Genomic DNA, 24,275 nt, shown 5'->3' with positions numbered 1-24,275 from the left:
CCCCCAGTACAAGCGTAGCTCAGACTTGAACACTCACGCCGCCCGCGACCAACGGGGCCGCGCAGCGCCGGTAAATCAGGTTTCCCTCGGTCGCGGGGGGTCATGTATGCTACGGCGCTTCCATGCTTTCGCATCCAGCCCGTTGCGCCGCCGTCTTTGCCAGGTTTCGACTTGGCATTACCGCAGCCCGTCGCTGCTCTGCGAACAGCCAGTCTCTTTTTCAATGCCAGTAGCCATGCACGAACAGTATCAGCCCCGTGAAATCGAAGCCGCCGCGCAATCCCACTGGGACTCGCAGAAATCCTTTGAAGTGAGCGAACAGCCAGGCAAAGACACCTTCTATTGCCTGTCGATGTTCCCCTACCCCAGCGGCAAGCTGCACATGGGCCACGTGCGCAACTACACCATTGGTGACGTGATCGCCCGCTACCAGCGCATGCAGGGCAAGAACGTGTTGCAGCCCATGGGCTGGGATGCATTCGGCATGCCGGCCGAGAACGCGGCGATGAAGAACAAGGTCGCGCCGGCCAAGTGGACCTACGAGAACATCGATTACATGCGCACCCAGCTGAAAAGCCTGGGCCTGGCGGTCGACTGGACGCGCGAAGTCACCACTTGCAAGCCCGACTACTACCGCTGGGAGCAGTGGCTGTTCACCCGTCTGTATGAAAAAGGCGTGATCTACCGCAAGAACGGCACCGTCAACTGGGACCCGGTCGATCAGACAGTACTGGCCAACGAACAGGTCATCGACGGCCGCGGCTGGCGTTCCGGCGCGCTGATCGAGAAGCGCGAAATCCCGATGTACTACTTCAAGATCACCGCCTACGCGGATGAGCTGCTGGAGAGCCTGGACGAGCTGGACGGCTGGCCGGAACAGGTCAAGACCATGCAGCGCAATTGGATCGGCAAGTCGCGCGGAATGGAGATCAGCTTCCCTTACGACGTCGCCAGTATCGGCAGCGAAGGCGTGATGAAGGTATTCACCACCCGTCCGGATACGCTGATGGGCGCCACCTATGTTGCGGTGGCAGCTGAGCATCCGCTGGCTACCCTCGCCGCCCAGAATGATCCCGAGCTGCAAGCCTTCATTGACGAATGCAAGCGCGGCGGCGTTGCCGAAGCCGACATCGCCACCCAGGAAAAGAAAGGCCTCGCCACGTCCTTTCGCGTGCAGCATCCATTGACCGGCGAACTGCTGCCGGTGTGGGTCGCCAACTACGTGTTGATGAATTACGGCGAAGGCGCGGTGATGGCCGTGCCGGCCCATGACGAGCGCGACTTCGCCTTCGCCACCAAATACGATCTATCGATCAAACCGGTCGTACGCACCAGTGCCGGTGACGAGACGCCTGCACCGTGGAGCGACGCCTATGGCGAACATGGCGAGCTGATCAATTCAGGCGTGTTCGATGGCTTGGACTTCGACGGCGCGTTCGACGCCATGGAAGTCGTCCTGCAGAAAAAAGGCCTCGGCCAGGCCCGCACCCAGTTCCGCCTGCGTGACTGGGGCATCAGCCGTCAGCGCTATTGGGGTTGTCCGATCCCGATCATCCATTGCGAAGCCTGCGGCGACGTGCCGGTGCCGGAAGACCAACTGCCGGTGGTGCTGCCCGAAGACGTGGTCCCGGATGGCGCCGGCTCGCCGCTGGCGCGCATGCCGGAATTCTATGATTGCAGCTGCCCCAGATGTGGCACCGCAGCCAAGCGTGAAACCGACACCATGGACACCTTCGTCGAGTCGTCCTGGTATTTTGCGCGTTACGCATCGCCCCATTACGACCAGGGCATGGTCGACCCCGCTGCGGCCAACCATTGGCTACCTGTGGACCAATACATCGGCGGTATCGAGCACGCCATCCTGCACCTGCTCTACGCGCGCTTCTTTCACAAGCTGATGCGCGACGAGGGGCTGGTAAGTTCCAACGAGCCGTTCAAGAACCTGCTCACCCAGGGCATGGTCATCGCCGACACCTACTACCGCACCCTGGAAAACGGTGGCAAGGACTGGTTCAACCCGGCCGACGTCATCGTCGAGCGCGACGCCAAGGCCAAGGTCATCGGTGCCAAGCTCGCCAGTGACGGGCTGCCGGTGGAAATCGGCGGCACCGAGAAGATGTCCAAATCGAAGAACAACGGTGTCGATCCGCAAGCGATGATTGACACCTACGGCGCCGATACCTGCCGCCTGTTCATGATGTTCGCCTCGCCGCCGGACATGAGCCTGGAGTGGTCCGATTCCGGCGTCGAGGGCGCGAGCCGCTTCCTGCGCCGCGTCTGGCGTTTGGCTCACGCCCATGTCAGCGCCGGTGCGGTCGGCAAGCTGGACGTCACCAGTCTCGATGACGAGCAGAAGGCCGTACGCCGCGCCATTCACCTGGCGATCAAGCAGGCGAGCCAGGATGTTGGTCAGCACCACAAATTCAACACCGCCATCGCCCAGGTCATGACTCTCATGAACGTGCTGGAGAAGGCCGCAACGATCAGCGAACACGATCGTGCATTGATGCAGGAAGGACTGGAGGCTGTCGCCCTTTTGCTGGCGCCGATCACGCCGCACATCTGCCATGAGCTCTGGCGCAACCTGGGCCATGCCGGCGCGGTCATCGACGCACGCTGGCCGATGGTCGACGAGACGGCGCTGGTGCAAGACAACCTGACCCTGGTGGTGCAGGTGAACGGCAAACTGCGCGGGCAAATCGAGGTTCCAGCCAGCGCCTCGCGGGAAGAGGTCGAGGCTAGCGCGCGAGCCAACGAAAACGTAGTGCGCTTCACCGAGGGCCTGACGATTCGCAAGGTCATCGTAGTGCCGGGCAAACTGGTCAATATCGTCGCTAACTGATTTCGCCTGGCGCGCTGCGCCAAGGCTGGCAAGGGGATAACAAGATGATCAAACGCAATCTCATGGTGGCTGGCCTGGCCCTGCTGTTGAGTGCCTGTGGCTTCCAGCTACGCGGAACCGGCGACACCAGCTTCGCCCTCGAGGAGCTCAATCTGCAGGCACGCAACAGCTATGGAGAAACCGCCAAACAGCTCGAGGAGCTGCTCAAGGATAACGGCGTACGCGTCTACCCTGGTGCTCGTTACACCCTGGATTTGGTCCGCGAACAGAGTCGTCAGCGCACGGCCAGTTACACCAGCTCGGCGCGCAGTGCCGAATACGAACTGACCAGTATTCTCGATTATGAATTCCGCGGCCCGCAGAATACCGTTCTGCTGCAAGACAGCGTCGAAGTACAGAAGGTTTACGTACACGACAGCAGCAACCTGATCGGCTCCGACCAGGAAGCCAATCAGCTGCGCCAGGAGATGCGCCGTGAGCTCTTGCAACAGTTGAGCATGCGCATCCGCGGCATTACGCCTGCGCAGCTCGACCAGTTGCAGCAGACAGCCGAGGCGAAAAAACGCGCCGAAGCCGAGGCCATCGAAGCGCAGATACGCGAGCAGAGCTCGCAACCGCAGCAATCCCCAGTCGAACTGCCGATTCAGTGACGAACCGGGAGCTACCTTTGGTGGCTCTCGGTCTTCCGATGCCATGAAGCTCTCCCCTGCCCAACTCGCCAAGCATCTGCAAGGCTCGCTCGCGCCGGTCTATGTGGTCAGCGGTGACGAGCATTTGCTTTGCCAGGAAGCCTGCGATGCTATTCGCAGCGCCTGCCGGCAGCAGGACTTCAGCGAGCGCCAAGTGCTCAACGTCGAGGCCAGCTTCGATTGGGGACAACTCATCGAGGCCGGCTCCAGCCTTTCGCTATTTGCAGAGAAGCGCCTGCTGGAGCTGCGCATCCCTAATGGCAAGCCCGGCGACAAGGGTGCTTCGGCAATCATCAATTACCTCGCGCGGCCTGCCGAAGATACCGTGCTGCTGATCAGCCTGCCCAAGCTCGACGGCAACACGCAGAAGACCAAATGGGCCAAGGCGCTGATCGACGGCAAGCAGGTACAGTTCCTGCAGATCTGGCCGGTGGATGCCCAGCAGCTCCCGCAGTGGATTCGCCAACGTCTGTCCCAGGCCGGACTGGCCGCCGACCAGGAAGCCGTGGAGCTCATTGCCGCGCGCGTCGAGGGCAATCTGCTGGCCGCAGCGCAGGAAATCGAAAAACTCAAACTCCTTGCCGAAGGTGGCCAGGTGACTGCCGAGACCGTGCAGGCCGCCGTCGCCGATAGCGCCCGCTACGATGTCTTCGGCCTGATCGATGCCGCATTGCTGGGCCAACCCGAGCACATTCTGAGGATGCTCACCGGCTTGCGCGGCGAAGGTATCGAAGCGCCTGTGATTCTCTGGGCCGTGGCCCGGGAGGTCCGCCAACTGGCCAACATCGCCCAGCAGTACAGCCAGGGCATCCCGCTCGACCGCGCCTTCAGCCAGGCCCGCCCGCCCGTTTGGGACAAGCGCAAGCCGCTGGTCAGTAAGGCGTTACAGCGACACGACTCGGCAGGCTGGCAGCGCCTGCTGATGGATGCGCAACGCATCGACGAGCAGATCAAGGGGCAGGCCGAGGGTGATCCCTGGATCGGCTTGACCAAGCTCTGCCTGCAGCTGAGCGGTCAGCGCATCGGTATTTAATTACGTTGCGAGCGACAAGCGAATCTGCCCCGGAACTAATGTCGTCATGAGTCTGCTGGACATTTTTTGAGCAGCGCCTATGATGCGCCGTGCTGATCCATAGGCATGAGGGCGACAACCATGGCAAAGAATCGTAAGCGGCCGAACAAGGCCAAATCGCTGGTGGCACAACCTCTGTTCCGTAGCCGCCAGGAACAACCACAAAAAGGCAAAGGCAGCTACCGCCGCGGAGCCTCCCAGTCCACCAACTGGGAGGCTTCGGTCCTTCTGGCGGCTTAAAAAGCCAAGCAATTCAAAGCGTGTTAAGGTCACGTGCCGATGACTTGCCGAGTGTGGTGCATGCTTTACACCTTCGTTCCCGTACTGCTGCTGCGTACCTTGATTGCCGGATCAGCCCTGAGCATCATGGTTGCTTGCGCCGCCGAACGTCCAACCCAAACCACACCGAACCTGCCGCAGCAACAGGCAGCGTCGACCGGCACCGCGCTCGCTATATCCAACGAGCCGGACATTGCGGTTCCGCAGCAGAGCTTTGACGAATGGCGCGACAGTTTCAGGCTCGAAGCGCTGCAGGCTGGCATATCGGCGGAGTTGTTCGACCGCGCGCTTGCCGGCGTCACTCCTGACCCAAGCATCATTGCCGCCGATCGAAGCCAGCCGGAGTTCACTCGGCCCGTCTGGCAGTACCTGGACGGCGCTCTCTCGGAGCAGCGGGTAAATGGCGGGAAACAATTGCTGAATCAACACGCTGCGACACTGGACGGGGTGGAAACGCACTACGGCGTCGACCGCAATACGCTGGTAGCGATCTGGGGACTAGAGAGCAGCTTCGGGCAGATAATGGGCGACAAGTCAGTAATTCGCTCACTGGCCACACTGGCTCACGAAGGCCGGCGCCCGGGCTTCGCCAAAAGTCAGTTGTTGGCAGCATTGGAAATTCTTGAGCACGGCGACATCGTAGCCGATCAGCTGCGTGGGTCCTGGGCCGGCGCTATGGGCCAGACCCAGTTCATCCCAACCACCTATAACACCCATGCGGTGGATTTCGACGGTGACGGCCGCCGGGACATCTGGAACAGCTCAGCCGATGCCCTGGCGTCAGCTGCCCATTACTTGCACGCGTCCGGCTGGAAAGCCGGGCAGCCGTGGGGCTTCGAGGTCACGCTGCCAGCAGAATTCGATTACGCCCTGGCTGATAGCAGCATACGCAAGCCGTTGGCCGAGTGGCGCCGTCTCGGCCTGAGCGGGCTGCCAGCGGACTCTGACGAGGCGAATGCCAGCCTGCTGTTGCCCGCCGGTTATCGCGGTCCTGCATTCCTGGTCCTCGACAACTTCCGCGCAATTCTGCGTTACAACAATTCATCGTCCTATGCGCTGGCTATCGGTCTGTTATCCGAACGCTTCGACGGCGCCGGCAAGATCCAGGCAAGCTGGCCCCAGGGTGAGCAGCCCTTGAGCCGTTCCGAGCGTCTCGAACTGCAGGAGCGGCTATCGAACCAGGGCTTTGATCCAGGCGCTGCAGACGGCATCATCGGCGCCAACACTCGCAGCGCTATCCGCAGCTTCCAGCAACAGTTGGGCTGGCCTGCAGATGGTCATCCGACGCAGGAATTGCTGGGCCGGCTGCGGGCGGAGCCTTAGCGAGTATGGCCGAACCATTCGGCCATGCTCTGCCCGTCCCTTCTCTGCAGGCAGGTCACGTAGCTTCGGCAGCCCATATCGGCAGTACCGCCGCCTATTAATACATGTGAAGCGCTGGCCGGCAGGTCAGCTACGGGGGCATCGACCAGCCCATTGCCGGGTGGCGGGTGCGCCGCGCTCACTGTAGGTGCTGTTCCTGAAGCAGTTCGCCAGCCAGTTGCAAGAATGAACCCGCGTACGCTCGGCGGCTGGCCGCCGACCTGGACCGCACGAAGCTAGACGGACTGAACGGTCACAGTGCCTGTGATAAACTGCGTGGCGGCCAAGAGCCGCCTCGTCCACGGAGCCTCTAGCGGAGCCCAGATTGCCGATGTCCGATACCTCCCAGCCCAAAACCGTTGCCAGCGGCGAAAAATTCCGCACCATTCAGGGCATCACCGCGATCAAGGACGGGCAGAAGCGCCGCGCCTCAAGCGAACCCCAGGTGTTCGAACCCAAGCCCAAGTGGCTGCGGGTCAAGGCACCCAGCGGCAGCCGCTTCGAAGCGGTCAAGCGCAATGTCGGCGAACACCGCCTGAGCACCGTATGCCAGGAATCCCACTGCCCGAATATAGGCGAATGCTGGTCCAACGGTACCGCCACTATCATGTTGATGGGCTCGGTGTGTACCCGCGCGTGCCGCTTCTGCGCGGTGGATACAGGCAATCCCAACGGCTGGCTGGATCAGGAGGAGCCACAGAACACCGCCAAGTCGGTGGAGCTGATGGCGCTGCGCTATATCGTGCTGACCTCGGTGGACCGCGATGATCTGGAAGACGGCGGTGCCGCACACTACGCCGCCTGTGTGCGCGCCATCAAGGAGCGCACCCCGCAGGTGGTAGTCGAGGCCCTGACGCCGGACTTCGACGGCGACCTGCAAGCCATCGAACGCGTAGCGGACTCTGGCCTGGAAGTATTCGCGCAGAACGTCGAGACGGTCAAACGCCTGACCCATGAAGTGCGCGACCCCCGCGCCGGCTACGAGAAGACCCTGCGCGTGTTGGAACACGCCAAGCGCCATCGTCCAGAGATGCTCACCAAGACCAGCCTGATGCTGGGCCTGGGCGAAAGCGACGAGGAAGTGCTGCAGACCATGGATGACCTGCGCGCCATCGGCGTGGACATCCTCACCCTCGGCCAGTATTTGCAGCCGACCCGCCACCATCTGCCGGTCAAACGCTGGGTCAGCCCGGAGGAATTCAATCGTTTTCGCGATATCGGTTTAGGGAAGGGCTTTATGGAAGTCGCTGCCGGCCCGCTGGTGCGCTCCAGCTACCGAGCCGACCGGGTGTTCGAGAAGAACAACCTGGGCTTGTCCGCCCCGGTGCCGGTGCCGGGCCAGCCGTTCGACAGCAGCCTGATCCCGGCGCTCAATCTGACCTAATCTGGCGGAACAACGCCTGCCCTAGGCTTCACCTGGGAGCAGGCGTTTTATATCCGCCATGCCCCACGCCCACACTGGATAAGCAAGCGCCCGGCTTAGCCGTCTATTGCGCCCGTTAGCGCCTGCTGCTGCGCGTAGCCGAGGTGGTTGACCAGCTGTTCACGCAGGCGGGCACTGACCTCGGAGAACGTCATCGGCCCAGCGACCAAATCGGCCATCTGGGTCATGGTCATGCCGGCGTAGCCACAAGGATTGATCCGTCGAAACGGCTCTAGATCCATATCCACGTTAAGCGCCAATCCGTGGAAAGAGCGGCCATTACGAATACGCAGGCCAAGCGATGCGATTTTCGCGCCGTCGACATAAACCCCCGGCGCGTCAGGCTTGGCCAATGCCTGCACATCGTAGCTGGCAAGCAGATCGATCAAGCTCTGTTCGATACGGCTGACCAACTCGCGCACTCCGATGCCCAGCCGCCGAACGTCCAGCATCAGATAACACACCAACTGCCCGGGACCATGGTAGGTAACCTGTCCGCCGCGATCGGCCTGCACCACCGGAATATCGCCAGGTAATAACAGATGCTCGGCCTTGCCCGCCTGTCCCTGAGTAAACACCGGTAGATGCTGCAGCAACCAGATTTCATCATCAGTAGCCGGGCCGCGGCCATTGGTGAAGCGCTGCATGGCCTGCCAGACGGGCTGGTATTCGACCAATCCGAGCTCCCGTACGCCGAGCATAACCGCACTCATCGATGCATACCCAAGACGCACGAATTGTATACATGCCGCAATGTGATCGCGCGAAACTCAAATAAGGAAGCACTCATCAGAGCACCATATGCACGCGCCCAGTAGCCCGTAGATCGACGTGAATCGCCTGCAGCTGCTCGACGCTGGTAGCCGTGATCAGCACCTGCACGGAAAGGAAACGACCGTTGCGACTATCGCGAGTTACCAGCGTTGTTTCGTCAAAATCCGGCGCATATCGACGCATCACTTCTACGACCGCCTCGCTGAAGCCCTCACCAGCGTCACCAATCACCTTGATTGGATAGCGCTCGCAGGGAAACTCTATTTTGGGCGGTTGTGTTTCGCTTTTACTTTCGGTCATGGGGAACGGACTCGTGATCCGCAAGCGCGCCCGGCCGGATAGCCAGGGCGCACGCAAGAAGTTATTAGTTGAACAGATTGAAGAAGAACAGCTGAATGCTATCCCAAAAGCGCCGGAACAGCCCACCTTCTTCCACGGCTTGCAGGGCAATCAGATCAGTGCTCTGCAGCACCTGACCATCGAGGCTGACCTCGACCTTGCCAATCACATCGCCCTGCTGGATCGGTGCTATCAGCTCAGGATTGAACGTCATGCCCGCCTGGAGCTTGTCCATCTGCTCGCGCGGCAAGGTCATGGTCAGGTCGTTCGCAAGCCCGGCGCTGACTTGATTCTGCTGGCCTTTCCAGACTCGGGAGGTCGCCAGTTCGATGCCCTTCTGGTAGAAGGTGCGCGTCTCGAAGAAGCGGAAGCCGTAGGTCAGCAGTTTCTGCGTCTCGGCCGCGCGCGCCTGCTCGCTATTGGTACCGAACACGACGCTGATCAGCCGCATGCCGTCGCGCACTGCCGATGCCACCAGGCAATAGCCAGCTTCTTCCGTATGGCCGGTTTTCAGACCATCGACGGTCTTGTCACGCCACAAAAGCAGGTTGCGGTTCGGCTGCTTGATGTTGTTCCAGAAGAACTCTTTTTGCGCGTAGATGCCATAGTGCGCCGGATCCTCATGGATAATCGCGCGGGCCAGCTTGGCCATGTCGGCTGCAGAGGAGTAATGCTCCGGGTGCGGAAGTCCCGTGGAGTTCATGAAGTGGGAGTTGGTCATACCCAGCCGCTGAGCAGTGCTGTTCATCAGGTCGGCGAAGGCTTCCTCGCTGCCGGCAATATGCTCGGCCATGGCCACACTGGCGTCATTGCCGGACTGAATGATGATGCCGTGCAGCAGATCCTCGACGGAAACCTGAGTGTTGACCTGAATGAACATCCGCGAACCGCCTGTACGCCAGGCCTTTTCGCTGACGGTAACCATGTCGCTCTCAGAGATCTGACCTTTTTTGATCTCCAGCGTGGCGATATAGGCGGTCATTAGTTTAGTCAGACTGGCCGGTGGCAGGCGCTCATCGCCCTCGTTCTCGACCAGCACCTTGCCGCTAGCGGCGTCCATCAGAACGTATGATTTCGCCGCCAACTGCGGCGCTGACGGGATGATCGGCTCGGCCCAGGTTACCGGCGCTACCGCCAGCAAAGTGAGAAGAAACAGGCGGTGCACGAAGGTGGTGATAGTCATTGCTCTCTCAGAAATTGGTGTGGGCAAAACAGTTCTTGTGAATCAGCTCATCCCGAGCATGGCGCGACATCAATCGGCACGCACCCGCCGAGGATTTCCCAGATTGGCGAGCCGCACGCTTTGTTCAAGTTGCGCTGCCTCATCCAGGGAGTCGATCGGCCCAAGGCGGACCCGGTGCAGAATCTGTTCCTGATGAACCACTGAACTGACGAATACCGGCGCAGCAGTCAAATTGCTGAGCTTGTCACGCAGCAGCTGGGCGGCGTCCGGATTGGCGAACGCACCGACTTGCAGGAACACTCCGGCAGCGGCAACCCTATCGGCGCCGCTGACCTGGACCGGCACCGTCGCCCCCGCATGCTGTGCTGGCGGCGGCGTGTATTGCTCGACGGGCTGTGAAAGCAAGGTGCCAGCGGGCTTGCTGGCAACTTTCTGCGGTTGGGCCAAAACCATTGGTGCCGGACGGCCTCGTTCGGCCCACCACTGTTCGGGATCGATACCCTCGACCTTGACCCGGGCAGTTCCCGTCTCGGCGTACCCCAGTTTTTTTGCCGCAGCGAATGACAGGTCGATAATCCGATCCGAGTAGAACGGGCCGCGATCATTGACCCGCAGCACGACCGCCTTGCCATTGTCGAGATTGGTCACTCGAACATAGCTGGGCAGCGGCAGTGTCTTGTGCGCTGCGCTCATACCGTACAGATCGTATTTCTCGCCGTTAGCGGTAGGCTGGCCATGAAACTTGGTGCCGTACCAGGAGGCAGTGCCTGTCGCTTGGTAGTTGCGTCCGTCGCCGATCGGATAGTAGGTCTTGCCCAGTACCGTATAGGGGTTGGCCTTGAACGGGCCGGTATGCGGGGTCGGCGTCGCGTCAGGGATGCGCGAGACGTCGACGTCCCACCAGGGCGCACCATCCTTGTGCGGGCGGGAGTAGCCATCGGGGCCGCTGATGCCACCGCTTTCAGCAGGCGCAGGCGATTGCGGAGTCGGTGACGAAGAGCAACCTGCGATCAACGCAACGGCGGCTGCCATTGCAAGCAAACGGACCATCATTTTGCGCCCCGTGCTTCGGCAAGCTGCGCGGCAAGCTGGTGTACGGCCATGGCGTACATCACGCTGCGGTTGTAACGCGTAATGACATAGAAATTAGGCAGCCCCACCCAGTATTCATCACCTTCGGCACCGTCCAGGCGGAAGGCTGTCACCGCAGTGTCATCCGCGATTTCCGCCTCTGTCTGCCAGCCCAGCTCACGCAACTGCGCGGCATTCTTGACCGGCTCCAGGCCCTCGGTAAGGCCTTGTTCATGCTGCTCACCCTTGACCGTGGCCCGTGCGACGACCGGCTCGCCGGCTACCCAGCCATGTTGCTTGAAATAATTAGCGGCACTGCCAATGGCATCGACTGGGTTCTTCCAAATGTCGATATGACCGTCGTTGTCGAAATCAACCGCGTAGGCGCGGAAACTGCTCGGCATGAACTGCGGGAGGCCCATGGCTCCGGCGTAAGAACCGGTAAGTTTCAGCGGGTCGACCTGCTCTTCGCGGGCCAGCAGCAGGAACTCCTTGAGCTGCTGGCGGAAGAACGGCTGGCGCGGTGGATAATCAAAACCCAACGTCGACAGCGCATCGATGACCCGGTAGCTGCCGGTATTGCGCCCGTAAAAGGTCTCGACACCAATGATCGCAACGACCACCTCGGCCGGCACGCCATACTCTTTCTCGGCGCGCGCCAGCGCAGCCTCGTTCTCGCGCCAGAAATCGACGCCCTGCGCTACTCGCGAGTCGGTGATGAAGATCGGCCGATATTCCTTCCACGGTTTGACGCGCTCTGCAGGTCGCGAGATTGCTTCGAGGATCACCTGCTTGCGCTCTGCCTGAGCCAGCAGCTCGACCAACTGCTCACTGGCAAACCCGTAATCCTGAGTCATCTCGCGAACGAACTCAGCCACCTTTTCGCCCTGGTAATCGGCAGCGAGAGCCGCCTGAGTACCGATGAATGCACCGAACAGACCCGCTCCGCAGAACGCTCGCGCCAACCAGCTATGCCGTAATGGGTTCAAGAAATTCACTCTGTAATCAAACCTGTGCGATCCACTTACGATGGGTGTGGATCGACATCAAAACCCCGAACCCTGATAGCAGGGTCACCAATGAAGTTCCACCAAAACTGATAAAGGGTAACGGTACCCCCACTACCGGCAGCAACCCACTGACCATGCCGATGTTGATGAAAACATAAACGAAGAACGTCATAGTAAGCGCGCCGGCGAGCAGCTTGCCAAATAAGGTCTGTGCTTGAACCGTAATCGCCAGACCACGCGCGATCAACAGCAGATAAATCAGCAACAGCAAACAGACGCCGACCAGGCCGAACTCCTCGGCCAAGACCGCAATGATAAAGTCCGTATGGCTTTCGGGCAAAAAATCCAGGTGCGACTGAGTGCCGAGCAACCAGCCCTTGCCGAACACCCCGCCCGAGCCGATCGCAGCTTTGGACTGGATGATGTTCCAACCAGTGCCCAGCGGATCGCTTTCGGGATCGAGAAATGTGTGCACGCGCTGTTTCTGATAGTTGTGCAGGACGAAATACCACATGGCTACAGCGATAGGTACGAGCGCAGCAATCGCACCCAGAATCCAGCGCCAGCGCAGACCCGCAATGAAAAGCACGAAGGCACCGGAAACCAGTACCAGGAGGGAGGTGCCCAAATCCGGCTGTTTTAGAATCAGCACGAAGGGCACCACGATCAGGCCCAGGCTGACCATGGTGTGCTTGATACCCGGCGGCAACGCACGAGCGGACAGGTACCAGGCGACGGTCATCGGCATGATGATCTTCATGAACTCCGACGGCTGAAAGCGGATTATCCCAGGGATGCTGATCCAGCGGGTCGCGCCCATCGCGGTGTAACCAACGAAATCCACGGCGATCAGTAGCGCCACGACGGCCAGGTAGCCGAGCGGAACCCAGCGCGCCATGAATCGCGGTTCAAGCTGCGCGATGACCAACATCGCGCCCAGGCCGATCCCGTACGAGGTCGCCTGTTTGATCAGCAAGTCCCAGTTCTTGCCCCCGGCCGAATAGAGAACGAACAAACTGCCTGCCGCCAGCAAAAGCAAAAGCAGAAGCAGCACACCGTCGATATGCATGCGCTGCAGCAGCGTTGCGCGGCGGCGCATCACATCGGTAGTAGAAAGCGTGCGATCGAATGTCCCGCTCATGGCTTGCGCACCTCCGCTGCTAGCGGCGGCGCATATTCGGCTTTCAGCTCGCCTTGCTCGTTCAACAACCAGGCATCCATGATTTGCTTGGCAACTGGGGCCGCGACACCGGAGCCGGATTCGCCATTCTCGACCATCACCGCCACTGCGATCTGTGGGTCATGCACCGGCGCGAAGGCAATGAACAATGCGTGATCGCGATGTCGTTCGGCAAGTTTGTCACTGTCATAACGCTCGCCCTGCTTGATGGCCACGACCTGTGCGGTGCCGCTCTTGCCGGCAATGCGATAGCTTGCCGCATCGCCAATCTTCTTCGCAGTGCCGCGAGGCCCGTGCACGACCTGCTCCATGCCGTTGATGGCGGCATCCCAGTAACGAGGATCGCGCAGCTGGATATCCGGCATCGGCTCCGGATCGACCGGTGAAACGCCGTCGATACTGCGCGCCAGGTGCGGTCGAATCCATTCGCCATGATTCGCCATCAGCGCCGTCGCCTGGGCCAGCTGGAGCGGGGTAGCCTGCATGTAACCCTGCCCGATACCCAAAATGACCGTCTCACCCGGATACCAGGGCTGGCGGTAACGTGCACGTTTCCACTCCCGGGATGGCATCAGACCGGCGGTTTCCTCGAACATATCCAGCGACACACGCTGACCGATACCGAAGCGCGTCATGTAATCGTGCATCCGATCGATACCCATCTTGTGGGCCAGATCGTAAAAATAGGTGTCGTTGGAGCGCATGATCGCCTTCTCCAGATCTACCCAGCCGTCGCCACCCCGGTTCCAGTTGCGGTATTTGTGTTTCACGTTCGGCAACTGGAAGAATCCAGGATCGAACACCTTGCTCTCTTCGGTGACGACACCGGCATCGAGACCGGCCACCGCCATCATCGGCTTGATGGTCGACCCTGGCGGGTACAAGCCGCGCAGAACGCGGTTGAACAGCGGCTGGTCGATCGAGTCTCGCAGCTCACCATAAGCCTTGAAGCTGATACCGGTGACAAACGAATTGGGATCGAAACTCGGCTGACTGACCATTGCCAGCACCTCACCGGTCGCTGGCTGTAACGCGACGACAGCGCCGCGCCGGCCTGCCAGTGCTGCTTCGGCCGCTTTCTGCAGCTCCAGATCAAGGGTCAGGGTGATGTCCTTTCCCGGTATCGGATCGGTGCGTTTGAGCACTCGCAACACCCGGCCCCGAGCATTGGTCTCGACTTCTTCGTATCCCACCTGCCCGTGCAGCACGTCTTCGTAGAATCGCTCGATGCCGGTCTTGCCGATGTGGTGCGTGCCGCTGTAATTAACCGGGTCGAGCTGTTTGAGTTCCGCCTCATTAATCCGGCCGACATAGCCGACCGAATGCGCGAAATGCTCGCCCTGAGGGTAATGCCGGACCAACTGCGCCGCGACCTCTACACCAGGCAGGCGGAACTGATCCACGGCGATGCGAGCGATCTGATCCTCGGATAGCTCGTACATGATCGGCACCGGCTCGAACGGCCGCCGCCCCTGCAGTACGCGCTTCTCGAACAGCTCGCGCTCCTCGGCCGACAAATCCAGCACCTCGACCACCGTATCAAGCGTCTTGCGCCAATCCTCGGCGCGTTCGCGTGTGACGGTGAGACTGAAGCTCGGGCGATTGTCGGCGATGATCTTGCCGGTGCGATCGAAGATAAGCCCCCGATTGGGCGGAATGGGCTGGACGTGGACGCGGTTGTTCTCGGAGAGCGTCGAGTGGTGTTCGTACTGCACGACCTGAAGGTAGTAAAGGCGCGCAATCAGTACCCCGATCAGCAGCAACACCAAGGCGCCGCCCACCAGCACGCGCTGACGCACCAGGCGGGCATCCTTTTCATGGTCCTTGAGGGGAATCGGCTGGGACATCTTGGGCTTTGGCTGTACTACTTGTGATAAGGGTGACCCGACAGCAACGTCCAGGCGCGATAGATCTGCTCGCCGATGAGAATGCGCACCAGCGGATGCGGCAGCGTCAGCGGCGACAGCGACCAGCGCTGCTCGCTACGCGCACAGACCTCCGGTGCCAGTCCTTCGGGACCGCCAACCATCAGGTTGATGTTACGCGCATCGAGCCGCCAACGTTCCAGCTCGACGGCCAACTGCTCGGTGCTCCACGGCCGCCCCGCCACTTCCAGCGTGACGATGCGCTCGCCGGGCTGCACCTTGGCCAGCATGGCCTCGCCTTCCTGGCGAATCAATCGCGCCACGTCGGCATTCTTGCCGCGAGTGTTGAGCGATATTTCGTGCAGCTCCAAGGGCAGCTCGGACGGCAGACGCTTGGCATATTCGTGCCAACCATCCTCGACCCAGAGTGGCATCTTCGAACCCACTGCAATCAGCTTGATCCGCACGGATCGACCTTATTCCTGCTCGCCAGCGTGCTGTGCACGGCTCTGCTCGGCGCCCTGCCAGAGACGCTCGAGGTCATAGAACTGGCGCGTCGGGACCTGCATCACATGCACCACTACATCGCCCAAATCGAGCAACGCCCACTCGCCGCCGTCCAGGCCTTCGCTGCCCAGCGGACGGACGCCTTGCTCCTTGACCTTTTCGAGTACGTTATCGGCCAGCGACTTCACGTGACGGCTGGAGGTGCCGCTGGCGATCACCATGAAATCGGTGACGCTGGTCTTGCCGCGCACATCGATGGTGGTGATGTCGGCGCCTTTCAGATCTTCCAGGGCGCTGATGGCCAGCTGGACTAAAGAATCATTTTGCATAGCTTGAAACAACCTCAGTTCGACGCCCGGTAGAGTCCGTGCGCGTTGATATAAGCCAGTACGGCGTCGGGCACCAGGAAACGGACCGACCGGCCGCTGGCCAGAAATTGACGAATTCGGGTTGCAGACACCCCGAGAGGAGCCTGCCAGACGAAGGCGATTTGCCCACCACTGCCGGCAAGAGCCTGCGGGTCGTGCGCGCTGCGTGCCGCCAGCAAGTCCCGCAGCGCTTCCGGCGCCTCGCTATCGGCATCCGGTCGCTGCATGACGAGGATATGGCAATAATCGAGCAGCTCGTCCCAACGATGCCAACTGGGCAGCCCGCAGAAGGCGTCCCAGCCTACTATCAGGAAAACCTGATCATCGCCGGCCAGCTCGCTACGCAGCGATTCCAGGGTGTCGATGGTGTATGACGGTTTGTCGCGCTCCAGCTCGCGGGCATCGACCGCCAACGACGGCAGGTCCTGCACCGCCAACCGGACCATCGCCAAGCGGTCCTGTGCGGAGCTGTTGGGCGTCTCACGGTGTGGCGGGCGGAAATTGGGGACCAGGCGAACCTCACCGAGCCCAACCATCTCCGCCACTTCCAGCGCGCCTCGCAGATGGCCGATATGCACCGGATCGAAGGTGCCGCCGAGAACGCCGATGCGTCTTGGAGTACGAGTCGAACTCATCAAGTACGCACGTGGCCGTCGCCGAAGACCACGTACTTCTCGCTGGTCAGACCTTCCAGGCCAACCGGTCCGCGTGCATGCAGCTTGTCGGTGGAAATGCCGATCTCCGCGCCCAGGCCGTACTCGAATCCATCGGCGAAACGGGTGGAAGCGTTGACCATCACCGACGCGGAGTCGACCTCGGTGATAAAGCGACGGGCATCGGTGAAATTCTCGGTAACGATCGCATCGGTGTGCTGCGAGCCGTAGCGGTTGATGTGCTCTATGGCCGCGTCCAGCGAGTCGACTATGCGAATCGACAAAATCGGCGCGTTGTATTCGGTCGCCCAATCCTCTTCGCTGGCTGCCAACACCTCATTACCCAGCAGCTCACGGGTGCGCAGACAACCGCGTAATTCGACGCCTTTGTCGCGATAGATGGCAGTCAGCGGTGGCAGTACGCGCCCAGCGATGGCGGCATGCACCAGCAGCGTTTCCATCGTATTGCACGGCGCATAGCGTTGGGTCTTGGCGTTGTCGGCGACACGGATGGCCTTGTCGATATCCGCCGCTTGGTCGATGAACACATGGCAGATGCCGTCCAGATGCTTGATCACAGGCACCTTTGCGTCGCGACTGATGCGCTCGATCAGGCCCTTGCCACCGCGCGGCACGATCACATCGACGAACTCCGGCATGCTGATCAGCGCGCCGACCGCGGCACGGTCTGTGGTTTCCACGACTTGCACCGCAGCGGCCGGCAGTCCGGCCTCCGCCAGTCCCAGTTGGATGCAGCGGGCAATCGCCTGGTTCGAGTGGATCGCTTCGGAGCCGCCGCGCAGGATGGTGGCATTACCGGATTTGAGGCAAAGGGCGGCAGCGTCGATGGTCACGTTGGGTCGCGACTCGTAAATAATGCCGACTACGCCGAGCGGTACGCGCATCTTGCCGACCTGGATACCCGACGGCAGGTAACGCATGTTGCGAATCTCGCCGATGGGATCGGGCAGGGTCGCGACCTGTCGCAGCCCTTCTATCATGTCGTCGATGCGCGCCGGGGTCAGCGCCAGGCGGTCGAGCATGGCCTCGTCCAGACCACTCGCACGCCCTGCCGCAAGGTCCTGCTGGTTGGCATCGGCCAGATCGCTACGCGCTGCGTCGAGCGCTGCCGCAGCAGCCTGCAGCGCTCGATTCTTCTGTGCGGTGGTGGCACGCGCGAGCACGCGCGACGCCTCGCGCGCGGCGCGACCGAGGCGGGTCATGTAATCGAGAACGGACTCGGTCATGGGCTGGCTGGCCTGGCTGAAGGGAAAGCGGCTGATTATAGCCACCCACAAGCCTCGCGCACAGCGGCACCGGGCGAATGGCTGAAAAGCGCATCGGCTGCGGATGCGCAGCGATCGTCGTGCGACGAAGCGCTCAGCCGATCGCCCAGGCTATCGATCAACATTCTGTCGCAAATGCTTCCAGCGTTATTATCGCGGCCATTGAAACCGGCGCGCTTGTCGCCGAGTCGAAAGCCGTCTCGATTCAAGGAAAGCACCATGCCCGAATGGCTCGTCGCGCTCACCAGCTGGCTCGCTGAAAACCCGCGGTGGCTGGGCCTGAGCCTGTTTCTGGTGGCCTGCCTGGAATGTCTGGCCGTGATCGGATTGCTGATGCCCGGTACCGTGCTGGTGTTCGCGATCGCCGTGCTCGCCGGCAGTGGCGTCTTGAGCCTCGGCGAGACGCTGCTGCTCGGCTACCTCGGAGGCCTGCTCGGCGATCTGTTGTCCTACGGGCTGGGGCGACGCTATCACCAGAACATTCGCAGCATGCGCGGCTTGCGCGATCATCCCGAATGGCTGACTCGGGCTGAGCTGTACGTCGATCGTTACGGCATCGCGAGCCTGCTTGTGGGCCGCTTCATCGGCCCTTTGCGACCCATGCTGCCGCTTACCGCTGGCATGCTCGACATGCCGTTCGGGCGTTTTCTGTTGGTCAGTCTGGTGGCTGCAGCTGGCTGGTCGATGGCCTACCTGCTGCCGGGCTGGACCGCAGGCGCCGCCGTGCGGCTGCCGCTACCGGAGGGCTTCTGGGGTGAGGCGGGAATCGTTCTTGTCGCATTGTTGCTGCTCGTCGGTGGCGTCGTGCATTGCAGCCTGCGCCAGCTGCGTTGGGTCACGCCGCTGGCGGCAGGCCTCAGCGCGGCCATTCTGCTTGGCCTGTTCTTCGGCTGGCCTTATCTGGTGGAGTTCGACGAAGGGCTGATGAAAGTGGTCCAAGGCGAGCGCAGCCCGATCTTCGACCACTTCATGGTCGTGGTGACGCGTACCGGAGATTTCCATACGCAGCTGTGGGCCGCAGTCCTGTTGAGCCTGTTGCTGATTGTCCTGAAGCAGATGCGCGCGGCAGTCTTCGCCATTCTCACGCTGCTGGGTACGGCGCTGGCCAATGGCGCGCTGAAAGCGACGTTTGGACGAATCCGGCCGGAGATTCTTCTCGAACCCTTGCACAGCTTCAGCTTCCCCAGCGGCCATAGCTCGGCGGCGTTCGCCTTCTTCCTCACCCTCGGGGTCCTCGCTGGACGAGGACAGCCGCCGCGCCTGCGCCTGGCCTGGGTGCTGCTGGCAGGACTGCCGGCGACTGCCATTGCGCTGTCGCGGGTCTATCTCGGAGTGCACTGGCCCACCGATGTGATCGCCGGCGCAGTGCTGGCGAGCACGATATGCGCAGCGAGCCTGACCATCGTGCAATGGCGCACACCGATGCAGGCGCTGTCACCCAAAGTGTGGTGGTTGACTCTGCCTGCCACCCTGGGACTGATCGGCGCTTTCGCGATCTGGGCGTTGCCGGGCGCTACCCTGCTGTATCGCTATCAGTAGCTATCCAACCGTAACTGTTGCGCAGATGGTTATTCCAGTGCATCGCCCTGCAACTGTTCAAGCCAGCGTTGAATGCGCTCAAGCTGCAACTGCGGATCGTCCAGCTGCAGCAACTCGACCTTCTGCTCCGGCTGAAATGGCAGCAGATAGGCCAACCGATGGGCCAGCGAGCGCTGCCCCTGCGCTGCGCCACCCATCCCCAGCGTCTCGACCATCGGGTGCTGCCCAAGCGCTTCCAGCAAGATCGCCAGCTCGGCATGCTCGTCCGCCAACAGCCGATCTTCGCCTTCGTCACGCCAACTGACCTCCGCAACGGTCAGCTGATCACGCTGCACCTCCGCTGACAGCACGTCGAAGCGACGACCGCCCTCGACGCGAATTCCCAGTAAGCCGTTGGGGCGCTGCTGCCAGTCACGTATCAGCGCTTCGCAACCGATCAAGGCATATTCGCTTGCCGCCAGCCCCACCTCGCTGCCTTCGATAATGCGCACAACACCAAAGCCATGGCCCGCCTTCAGGCAGCCGCTGACCATATCCAAGTAGCGGGCCTCGAATATCTGCAAATCGAGCATACATCCTGGGAACAATACGGTATCGAGCGGAAACAACGGCAGCTTCATTCAGGCTCCTTATGACAACATCGTCACGGCGAGCGGCAGCAGCACCGCCGTCATCACGCCCATCAGGCTCATCGCCAGCGCCGCGAAAGCGCCGCATTCGTCATTCTCCTGCAGCGCCTGCGCGGTGCCTACGGCGTGAGCGGTCAGACCCAGCGCCATGCCCCGAGCCGCAGGATGCTGAACGCCAAACCGACGCAACAGTTCCGGACCGATGATCGCCCCGATAATGCCAGTGATCATCACGAACACCGCTGCTAGCGCCACCACCCCGCCGATCTGCTCGGCCACCAGCATGGCGATGGGCGACGTCACGGACTTCGGCGCCAGGGTCATCAGAATCATCGGATCGGCATTAAAGGCCCAGGCCAGCGCCATACCCAACGCCGTAGCGCCGATGCCGGCAAACAGCAGGGTGAGCATGATCGGCCCGAACAGTTCGCGAATCCGTCGCAAATTGAGATACAGCGGCACGGCCAGTGCCACGGTGGCCGGCCCGAGAAGAACGGTGAGCATCTCTGCGCTGCCGCGGTATTCGTTATAGCTGATGCTACAAGCCAGCAGGATGCCGACGACCATCAGCATCGACACCAACACCGGCTGCAAGAACACCCAACGCGTTTTTTCGTAAGCGGCGAAGGCCAGCTGGAAAGCCGCCAGGGTAATCGCCACGCCGAACAACGGGTGGTGAATCACCGCATCCCAAGCCGCCTGCCATTGCACCGCAATCATGCCTGCCCCACCTTGCGCTGCTGGCGGCGAATCAGCGTCTGCATCAGCCAGCCGGTGAATACCAACGACACCACCAGCGAAAGCACCAACACTCCAACGATTGCCCAGAAATCTCGGAGAATCGCCTCGCTGTAGGCCATCACGCCCACAGCTGGCGGAACCAGCAGCAGAGGCAGATAACGCAACAGACTCCTGGCCGCCAACTGCAGCGATTCGCTGGCCTGGCCGCACACCAATAGCGCCACGAACAGCAGCAGAAGTCCGATGATCGGCCCCGGCAGTATGGGCAGAACCATCACGTTGATCGCGGTGCCAAGCAATTGGAACAGCACCAGCCAGGTTAACCCGCGTAGCAGCATGGAAGCCTCCGAAGCAAAGAAGCGCAATTATAAGCATCCTCCCGCGACGAAACCCGAGGTACGCGCCGACCCGGCCTATGTCCCACCATTCGCGGCAGCATGCTTGGTTGATTCGTCCCCGGCCGCATGCTGATCTAGGGTCTGACCGTCCGCGCTTGCATTTGAATAAAACAATAATCTTCCGGAGGACATATGCCGCAGGTACCCGTAGCAGAACTCAAGGACTACATTGGCAAGGAGCTCGGCCGCTCCGAATGGTTCACCGTCGACCAGCAGCGAGTCGACCAGTTCGCCGATTGCACCGGCGACCATCAGTTCATCCACATCGACCCGGAAAAGGCCGCACAGACGCCCTTCGGCGGCACCATCGCGCATGGCTTCCTGTCGTTGTCGCTGCTGCCAATGCTGATGGGCGACCTGATGGTCAGACCCGAAGGCACCAAGATGGGCGTCAATTACGGACTCGACAGCCTGCGCTTCATCCAGCCGGTGCGGGTCGGATCAAGGGTGCGCCTGGCCGCGACGCTACTCGACGCGTACGAAAAAAATCCTGGTCAGTGGCTGCTTAAGTGTCGCGCGGTGATGGAGATCGAAGGCGTGGAGAAACCCGCCTACATTGCCGAAACCCTGGCGCTCTGCATCGTCTGAATCGACGGGGTTCGCCGTTGCCGCACTCCGCCGCGTTTGCGGCATACTGCGGGGCACCGCGTTGTTTGGATAGCCGCATGCGCCGCCTCTTTCCATTGTCGTTCTGCTGCCTGCTTGCCGCCTGCGGTGATGGCGAGCCGCTGATACCCGCCGATGCCGTCCTGCCGGACGGCGGTCGCTACCGAGGCGAGGTGGTCGACGGACTGTTGCAGGGCGAAGGGCGTATCGACTACCCCAACGGCAGCAGCTACCGCGGCTCGTTCAGGGACGGCCAATGGAATGGTCATGGCGTCTGGCAAGGCGCCAATGGCGACCGCTACGAAGGTGAGTTCAAGCAGGGTCTGTTCGATGGTCATGGGCGTTTCAGCTATGCCACTGGCGGCGTCTATGAAGGACATTTCCTAGACGGCAGCCTCAACGGCAAAGGCCGCTATTCCGAGCAGGGCATGAGCTACGAGGGTGAGTTCAAGGACGATCTCTACCACGGCACCGGCAAGCTGCAGGGCGCCGGCGGCGTGACCTACGAGGGAGAATTCGTCGCCGGACAGCCCGATGGCGAGGGCATTCGCAGCGATGAGAGCGGTGAATTCAACGGCTCGTTCGTCGACGGCAGCCTGAACGGCGAAGGCCTATATCGAGGTAGCAACGGCGAGCACTATCTGGGCAATTTCAAGGACGATCTATTTCATGGCCAGGGTCGCTACGAAGATGCCATCGGCAATGCCTGGAAGGGTTCGTTCAAGCACGGCGAACTGAGCGGCGCAGGCGCATATGACGGAGCCGACGGCACCCGCTACAGCGGAGGGTTCCAGCGCTGGCAGTATTACGGCGAGGGCCATCTGCAATTGCCCGATGGCAGCCAATACAGAGGCGCCTTTAGCGCGGGCCGCTTCGATGGTCCGGGCACCCTCACCCTCGCCGACGGCACCGAGCAGAGCGGCACCTGGCACGCCGGCCGACTCAGCCATGACCGCACTGGCAAGCGGCTGGCCGACCCTCTGGAGATTGGCCTGCTGCGCCAGGGACAGCTGCTCGCCGAAGCCCTCGACGCGGTCCCGGCTTCGACCCAGGCTCGGGAGCTCTATAGTCTGACCTTCGCCGGCGATGGGCAGCAGAGCGTGTTTCTGCGCGAAGCCGACTATGTCGACAAGCTGTTGGCCGACCGCTTCGCCGCCCACGGCCAGATCAGCCTGGTCAACCACCGTGATCACCTTGCCGATCGACCACTGGCGACCCGTGAGAACCTGTCACGCGCCGTTCAGACACTGGCCGAGCGCAGCGGACCTGAAGATTTGGTCTTCATCTATCTCACCAGCCACGGCTCGGCCAATCATCAATTGGCGCTGACACAGCCACGGCTGGAGCTGGAGGACTTGCCCGCGGCGGATCTGAAGACGCTGATGGAGCCGCTCGCCGAGCGCAACAAGGTAATAGTGATTTCGGCCTGCTATTCCGGTGGCTTCATCGAGCCGCTGAAAAGCCCGAACACGTTGGTCATGACCGCAGCTCGCGCCGACCGGGTGTCGTTCGGCTGTTCCGAGGAAAGCGATTTCACTTACTTCGGCCGCGCGCTGTTCGCCGAGGCGCTACAGGAAACCAACGATATTGTGCAGGCCTTCACGCTGGCGCAGGCGAGGGTTGCCGAACGGGAGCAGTCCGACCACTATCAAGCTTCGGAGCCCCAACTTTGGGCGCCGGACCAGGTTGTCGAACACTGGCGAACGCTGTACGAACCACAGCCGACGCCAACCGACTGATCGTCACAGGAAGCCAAACCATGTATCTGACGCCACAGCGCATTTTGCTTGCCGGCGCCACCGGGCTGACCGGCGAGCACCTGCTCGACCGCCTGCTCAACGAACCCACCGTGGAATGCGTTCTGGCGCCCACTCGCAAGCCCCTGGCCGAACACCCGCGGCTCGAAAACCCGGTCGGCCAGCTGCAGGCTCTGCTGCCGCAGCTATCAGCAGACATCGACACCGCGTTCTGTTGCCTGGGCAGCACGATCAAGGAAGCGGGAAGCCAGGAGGCCTTCCGTGCCATCGATCATGACCTGGTCGTGGACTTTGCCAAACGGGCCCGTGAGCTGGGTGCGCGACATTTACTGGTGATCAGCGCGCTGGGCGCCAACCCGGACAGCTCGATCTTCTACTGCCGCGTCAAAGGCGAGATGGAAGAGGCGCTGCGCGCTCAGGACTGGCCGCAACTGACCATCGCGCGCCCTTCGCAGCTACTGGGACCGCGCATGGAGGTGCGACCGGTGGAGCGCCTGACCGCCCCGCTCTCATACCTTTTGCCAGGCAAATACCGCGGCATCTCGGCCTGCATCCTCGCTCGCGCGCTCTGGCGCCTGGCGCTGGAAGAAGACGACGGCACGCGGGTGGTCGAATCGGACGAATTGAGACGATTGGGGCGGTAAAGCGGCTGGAGGCTGGAGGCTGGAGGCTGGAGGCTGGAGGCTGGAGGCTGGAGGCTGG

Annotated in this window: 25 protein-coding genes; 11 read left to right on the top strand and 14 right to left on the bottom strand. The window is 61.5% G+C overall.

What is annotated here, in order from left to right:
• The first annotated feature begins 235 nt into the window (after positions 1-235).
• From leuS to lipA, 6 genes are all read left to right on the top strand, one after another.
• A complete protein-coding gene (gene leuS, locus AC2LD7_RS18165) occupies positions 236-2,842 on the top strand; it encodes a leucine--tRNA ligase (RefSeq protein ID WP_484599112.1) in 2,607 nt (868 codons plus the stop codon).
• A gap of 44 nt (positions 2,843-2,886) precedes the next feature.
• Positions 2,887-3,492 carry an LPS-assembly lipoprotein LptE gene (locus tag AC2LD7_RS18160; RefSeq protein WP_484599111.1) on the top strand — a complete coding sequence of 202 codons (606 nt, stop codon included), beginning with the start codon at positions 2,887-2,889 and terminating at the stop codon, positions 3,490-3,492.
• A 43-nt stretch (positions 3,493-3,535) separates the two neighbouring features.
• Positions 3,536-4,564 (top strand): DNA polymerase III subunit delta, encoded by a 1,029-nt coding sequence (gene holA / locus AC2LD7_RS18155; protein ID WP_484599110.1) that lies wholly within the window; start codon positions 3,536-3,538, stop codon positions 4,562-4,564.
• A gap of 120 nt (positions 4,565-4,684) precedes the next feature.
• A complete protein-coding gene (gene arfA, locus AC2LD7_RS18150) occupies positions 4,685-4,843 on the top strand; it encodes an alternative ribosome rescue factor ArfA (RefSeq protein ID WP_484599109.1) in 159 nt (52 codons plus the stop codon).
• Between the two features lie 60 nt (positions 4,844-4,903).
• Complete coding sequence (locus AC2LD7_RS18145) at positions 4,904-6,205, top strand: lytic murein transglycosylase (protein WP_484599108.1); 1,302 nt, start codon at positions 4,904-4,906, stop codon at positions 6,203-6,205.
• A gap of 370 nt (positions 6,206-6,575) precedes the next feature.
• Entirely contained in the window at positions 6,576-7,628 is a 1,053-nt protein-coding gene (gene lipA / locus AC2LD7_RS18140; protein ID WP_484599107.1) for a lipoyl synthase, read from the top strand.
• Positions 7,629-7,723: 95 nt separating this feature from the next.
• Here the strand turns inward: lipA and lipB are convergent, their stop codons facing one another.
• From lipB to AC2LD7_RS18085, 11 genes are all read right to left on the bottom strand, one after another.
• Positions 7,724-8,380 (bottom strand): lipoyl(octanoyl) transferase LipB, encoded by a 657-nt coding sequence (gene lipB / locus AC2LD7_RS18135; protein ID WP_484599106.1) that lies wholly within the window; start codon positions 8,378-8,380, stop codon positions 7,724-7,726.
• Between the two features lie 76 nt (positions 8,381-8,456).
• Complete coding sequence (locus AC2LD7_RS18130) at positions 8,457-8,741, bottom strand: DUF493 domain-containing protein (RefSeq protein WP_484599105.1); 285 nt, start codon at positions 8,739-8,741, stop codon at positions 8,457-8,459.
• A gap of 64 nt (positions 8,742-8,805) precedes the next feature.
• Positions 8,806-9,963 (bottom strand): D-alanyl-D-alanine carboxypeptidase family protein, encoded by a 1,158-nt coding sequence (locus AC2LD7_RS18125; RefSeq protein WP_484599104.1) that lies wholly within the window; start codon positions 9,961-9,963, stop codon positions 8,806-8,808.
• 69 nt (positions 9,964-10,032) lie between these two features.
• Positions 10,033-11,016 (bottom strand): septal ring lytic transglycosylase RlpA family protein, encoded by a 984-nt coding sequence (locus AC2LD7_RS18120; protein WP_484599103.1) that lies wholly within the window; start codon positions 11,014-11,016, stop codon positions 10,033-10,035.
• Positions 11,013-12,032, bottom strand: a complete 1,020-nt coding sequence (mltB, locus tag AC2LD7_RS18115; protein ID WP_484599102.1) for a lytic murein transglycosylase B — start codon at positions 12,030-12,032, stop codon at positions 11,013-11,015. The genes AC2LD7_RS18120 and mltB overlap by 4 nt, the downstream gene beginning before the upstream one ends.
• 7 nt (positions 12,033-12,039) lie before the next feature.
• Positions 12,040-13,185, bottom strand: a complete 1,146-nt coding sequence (rodA, locus tag AC2LD7_RS18110; protein WP_484599101.1) for a rod shape-determining protein RodA — start codon at positions 13,183-13,185, stop codon at positions 12,040-12,042.
• Positions 13,182-15,071: a penicillin-binding protein 2 gene (gene mrdA / locus AC2LD7_RS18105; RefSeq protein WP_484599100.1), complete on the bottom strand. Its 1,890-nt coding sequence runs from the start codon at positions 15,069-15,071 to the stop codon at positions 13,182-13,184. Before mrdA ends, rodA begins: the two co-directional genes overlap by 4 nt.
• Before the next feature lie 17 nt (positions 15,072-15,088).
• A complete protein-coding gene (gene rlmH, locus AC2LD7_RS18100) occupies positions 15,089-15,556 on the bottom strand; it encodes a 23S rRNA (pseudouridine(1915)-N(3))-methyltransferase RlmH (protein WP_484599099.1) in 468 nt (155 codons plus the stop codon).
• 9 nt (positions 15,557-15,565) lie between these two features.
• A complete protein-coding gene (rsfS, locus tag AC2LD7_RS18095; RefSeq protein WP_484599098.1) occupies positions 15,566-15,925 on the bottom strand; it encodes a ribosome silencing factor in 360 nt (119 codons plus the stop codon).
• 14 nt (positions 15,926-15,939) lie between these two features.
• Positions 15,940-16,599, bottom strand: coding sequence for a nicotinate-nucleotide adenylyltransferase (nadD, locus tag AC2LD7_RS18090; protein WP_484599097.1), 660 nt, complete (start codon positions 16,597-16,599; stop codon positions 15,940-15,942).
• The gene (locus AC2LD7_RS18085) at positions 16,599-17,864 is read right to left on the bottom strand and encodes a glutamate-5-semialdehyde dehydrogenase (RefSeq protein ID WP_484599131.1); all 1,266 of its coding nucleotides are present in this window, start codon (positions 17,862-17,864) and stop codon (positions 16,599-16,601) included. Before AC2LD7_RS18085 ends, nadD begins: the two co-directional genes overlap by 1 nt.
• Before the next feature lie 77 nt (positions 17,865-17,941).
• Here AC2LD7_RS18085 and AC2LD7_RS18080 point away from each other — a divergent pair, with 77 nt between their 5' ends.
• Together AC2LD7_RS18080 and AC2LD7_RS18075 are read left to right on the top strand one after the other, a co-directional pair.
• Positions 17,942-18,163 (top strand): hypothetical protein, encoded by a 222-nt coding sequence (locus tag AC2LD7_RS18080; protein WP_484599096.1) that lies wholly within the window; start codon positions 17,942-17,944, stop codon positions 18,161-18,163.
• A complete protein-coding gene (locus AC2LD7_RS18075; protein ID WP_484599095.1) occupies positions 18,123-19,442 on the top strand; it encodes a bifunctional DedA family/phosphatase PAP2 family protein in 1,320 nt (439 codons plus the stop codon). Before AC2LD7_RS18080 ends, AC2LD7_RS18075 begins: the two co-directional genes overlap by 41 nt.
• Before the next feature lie 29 nt (positions 19,443-19,471).
• Here the strand turns inward: AC2LD7_RS18075 and AC2LD7_RS18070 are convergent, their stop codons facing one another.
• From AC2LD7_RS18070 to AC2LD7_RS18060, 3 genes are read right to left on the bottom strand one after another with little or no spacing between them, the layout of a single operon-like run.
• Complete coding sequence (locus tag AC2LD7_RS18070) at positions 19,472-20,062, bottom strand: LON peptidase substrate-binding domain-containing protein (protein WP_484599094.1); 591 nt, start codon at positions 20,060-20,062, stop codon at positions 19,472-19,474.
• Between the two features lie 9 nt (positions 20,063-20,071).
• A complete protein-coding gene (locus AC2LD7_RS18065; RefSeq protein WP_484599093.1) occupies positions 20,072-20,791 on the bottom strand; it encodes an LrgB family protein in 720 nt (239 codons plus the stop codon).
• On the bottom strand, positions 20,788-21,150 hold the full coding sequence (locus tag AC2LD7_RS18060) for a CidA/LrgA family protein (protein WP_484599092.1): 363 nt from the start codon (positions 21,148-21,150) through the stop codon (positions 20,788-20,790). The genes AC2LD7_RS18065 and AC2LD7_RS18060 overlap by 4 nt, the downstream gene beginning before the upstream one ends.
• Before the next feature lie 192 nt (positions 21,151-21,342).
• Between AC2LD7_RS18060 and AC2LD7_RS18055 the strand changes: the two genes are divergently transcribed.
• From AC2LD7_RS18055 to AC2LD7_RS18045, 3 genes are all read left to right on the top strand, one after another.
• Complete coding sequence (locus AC2LD7_RS18055; protein ID WP_484599091.1) at positions 21,343-21,798, top strand: MaoC family dehydratase; 456 nt, start codon at positions 21,343-21,345, stop codon at positions 21,796-21,798.
• A 77-nt stretch (positions 21,799-21,875) separates the two neighbouring features.
• On the top strand, positions 21,876-23,555 hold the full coding sequence (locus tag AC2LD7_RS18050) for a C13 family peptidase (RefSeq protein ID WP_484599090.1): 1,680 nt from the start codon (positions 21,876-21,878) through the stop codon (positions 23,553-23,555).
• Positions 23,556-23,575: 20 nt separating this feature from the next.
• Positions 23,576-24,217, top strand: coding sequence for an oxidoreductase (locus tag AC2LD7_RS18045; RefSeq protein WP_484599089.1), 642 nt, complete (start codon positions 23,576-23,578; stop codon positions 24,215-24,217).
• Positions 24,218-24,275 lie beyond the last annotated feature (58 nt).

Source organism: Stutzerimonas sp. (assembly GCF_982611455.1).
The sequence above is the reverse complement of the archived record's forward strand: the minus strand, read 5'-3'. Positions and strand labels throughout refer to the sequence as shown.

Coding starts and splice junctions, on each gene's coding strand:
- AC2LD7_RS18120 (WP_484599103.1), bottom strand. CDS start 11,016: ATGATGGTCCGTTTGCTTGCAATGGCAGCCGCCGTTGCGTTGATCGCA.
- AC2LD7_RS18160 (WP_484599111.1), top strand. CDS start 2,887: ATGATCAAACGCAATCTCATGGTGGCTGGCCTGGCCCTGCTGTTGAGT.
- rodA (WP_484599101.1), bottom strand. CDS start 13,185: ATGAGCGGGACATTCGATCGCACGCTTTCTACTACCGATGTGATGCGC.
- leuS (WP_484599112.1), top strand. CDS start 236: ATGCACGAACAGTATCAGCCCCGTGAAATCGAAGCCGCCGCGCAATCC.
- AC2LD7_RS18060 (WP_484599092.1), bottom strand. CDS start 21,150: ATGCTGCTACGCGGGTTAACCTGGCTGGTGCTGTTCCAATTGCTTGGC.
- AC2LD7_RS18125 (WP_484599104.1), bottom strand. CDS start 9,963: ATGACTATCACCACCTTCGTGCACCGCCTGTTTCTTCTCACTTTGCTG.
- AC2LD7_RS18045 (WP_484599089.1), top strand. CDS start 23,576: ATGTATCTGACGCCACAGCGCATTTTGCTTGCCGGCGCCACCGGGCTG.
- lipA (WP_484599107.1), top strand. CDS start 6,576: ATGTCCGATACCTCCCAGCCCAAAACCGTTGCCAGCGGCGAAAAATTC.
- AC2LD7_RS18055 (WP_484599091.1), top strand. CDS start 21,343: ATGCCGCAGGTACCCGTAGCAGAACTCAAGGACTACATTGGCAAGGAG.
- AC2LD7_RS18075 (WP_484599095.1), top strand. CDS start 18,123: ATGCCCGAATGGCTCGTCGCGCTCACCAGCTGGCTCGCTGAAAACCCG.
- arfA (WP_484599109.1), top strand. CDS start 4,685: ATGGCAAAGAATCGTAAGCGGCCGAACAAGGCCAAATCGCTGGTGGCA.
- AC2LD7_RS18085 (WP_484599131.1), bottom strand. CDS start 17,864: ATGACCGAGTCCGTTCTCGATTACATGACCCGCCTCGGTCGCGCCGCG.
- AC2LD7_RS18145 (WP_484599108.1), top strand. CDS start 4,904: ATGCTTTACACCTTCGTTCCCGTACTGCTGCTGCGTACCTTGATTGCC.
- AC2LD7_RS18070 (WP_484599094.1), bottom strand. CDS start 20,062: ATGAAGCTGCCGTTGTTTCCGCTCGATACCGTATTGTTCCCAGGATGT.
- rsfS (WP_484599098.1), bottom strand. CDS start 15,925: ATGCAAAATGATTCTTTAGTCCAGCTGGCCATCAGCGCCCTGGAAGAT.
- holA (WP_484599110.1), top strand. CDS start 3,536: ATGAAGCTCTCCCCTGCCCAACTCGCCAAGCATCTGCAAGGCTCGCTC.
- AC2LD7_RS18050 (WP_484599090.1), top strand. CDS start 21,876: ATGCGCCGCCTCTTTCCATTGTCGTTCTGCTGCCTGCTTGCCGCCTGC.
- mrdA (WP_484599100.1), bottom strand. CDS start 15,071: ATGTCCCAGCCGATTCCCCTCAAGGACCATGAAAAGGATGCCCGCCTG.
- AC2LD7_RS18080 (WP_484599096.1), top strand. CDS start 17,942: ATGGCTGAAAAGCGCATCGGCTGCGGATGCGCAGCGATCGTCGTGCGA.
- nadD (WP_484599097.1), bottom strand. CDS start 16,599: ATGAGTTCGACTCGTACTCCAAGACGCATCGGCGTTCTCGGCGGCACC.
- AC2LD7_RS18130 (WP_484599105.1), bottom strand. CDS start 8,741: ATGACCGAAAGTAAAAGCGAAACACAACCGCCCAAAATAGAGTTTCCC.
- AC2LD7_RS18065 (WP_484599093.1), bottom strand. CDS start 20,791: ATGATTGCGGTGCAATGGCAGGCGGCTTGGGATGCGGTGATTCACCAC.
- lipB (WP_484599106.1), bottom strand. CDS start 8,380: ATGAGTGCGGTTATGCTCGGCGTACGGGAGCTCGGATTGGTCGAATAC.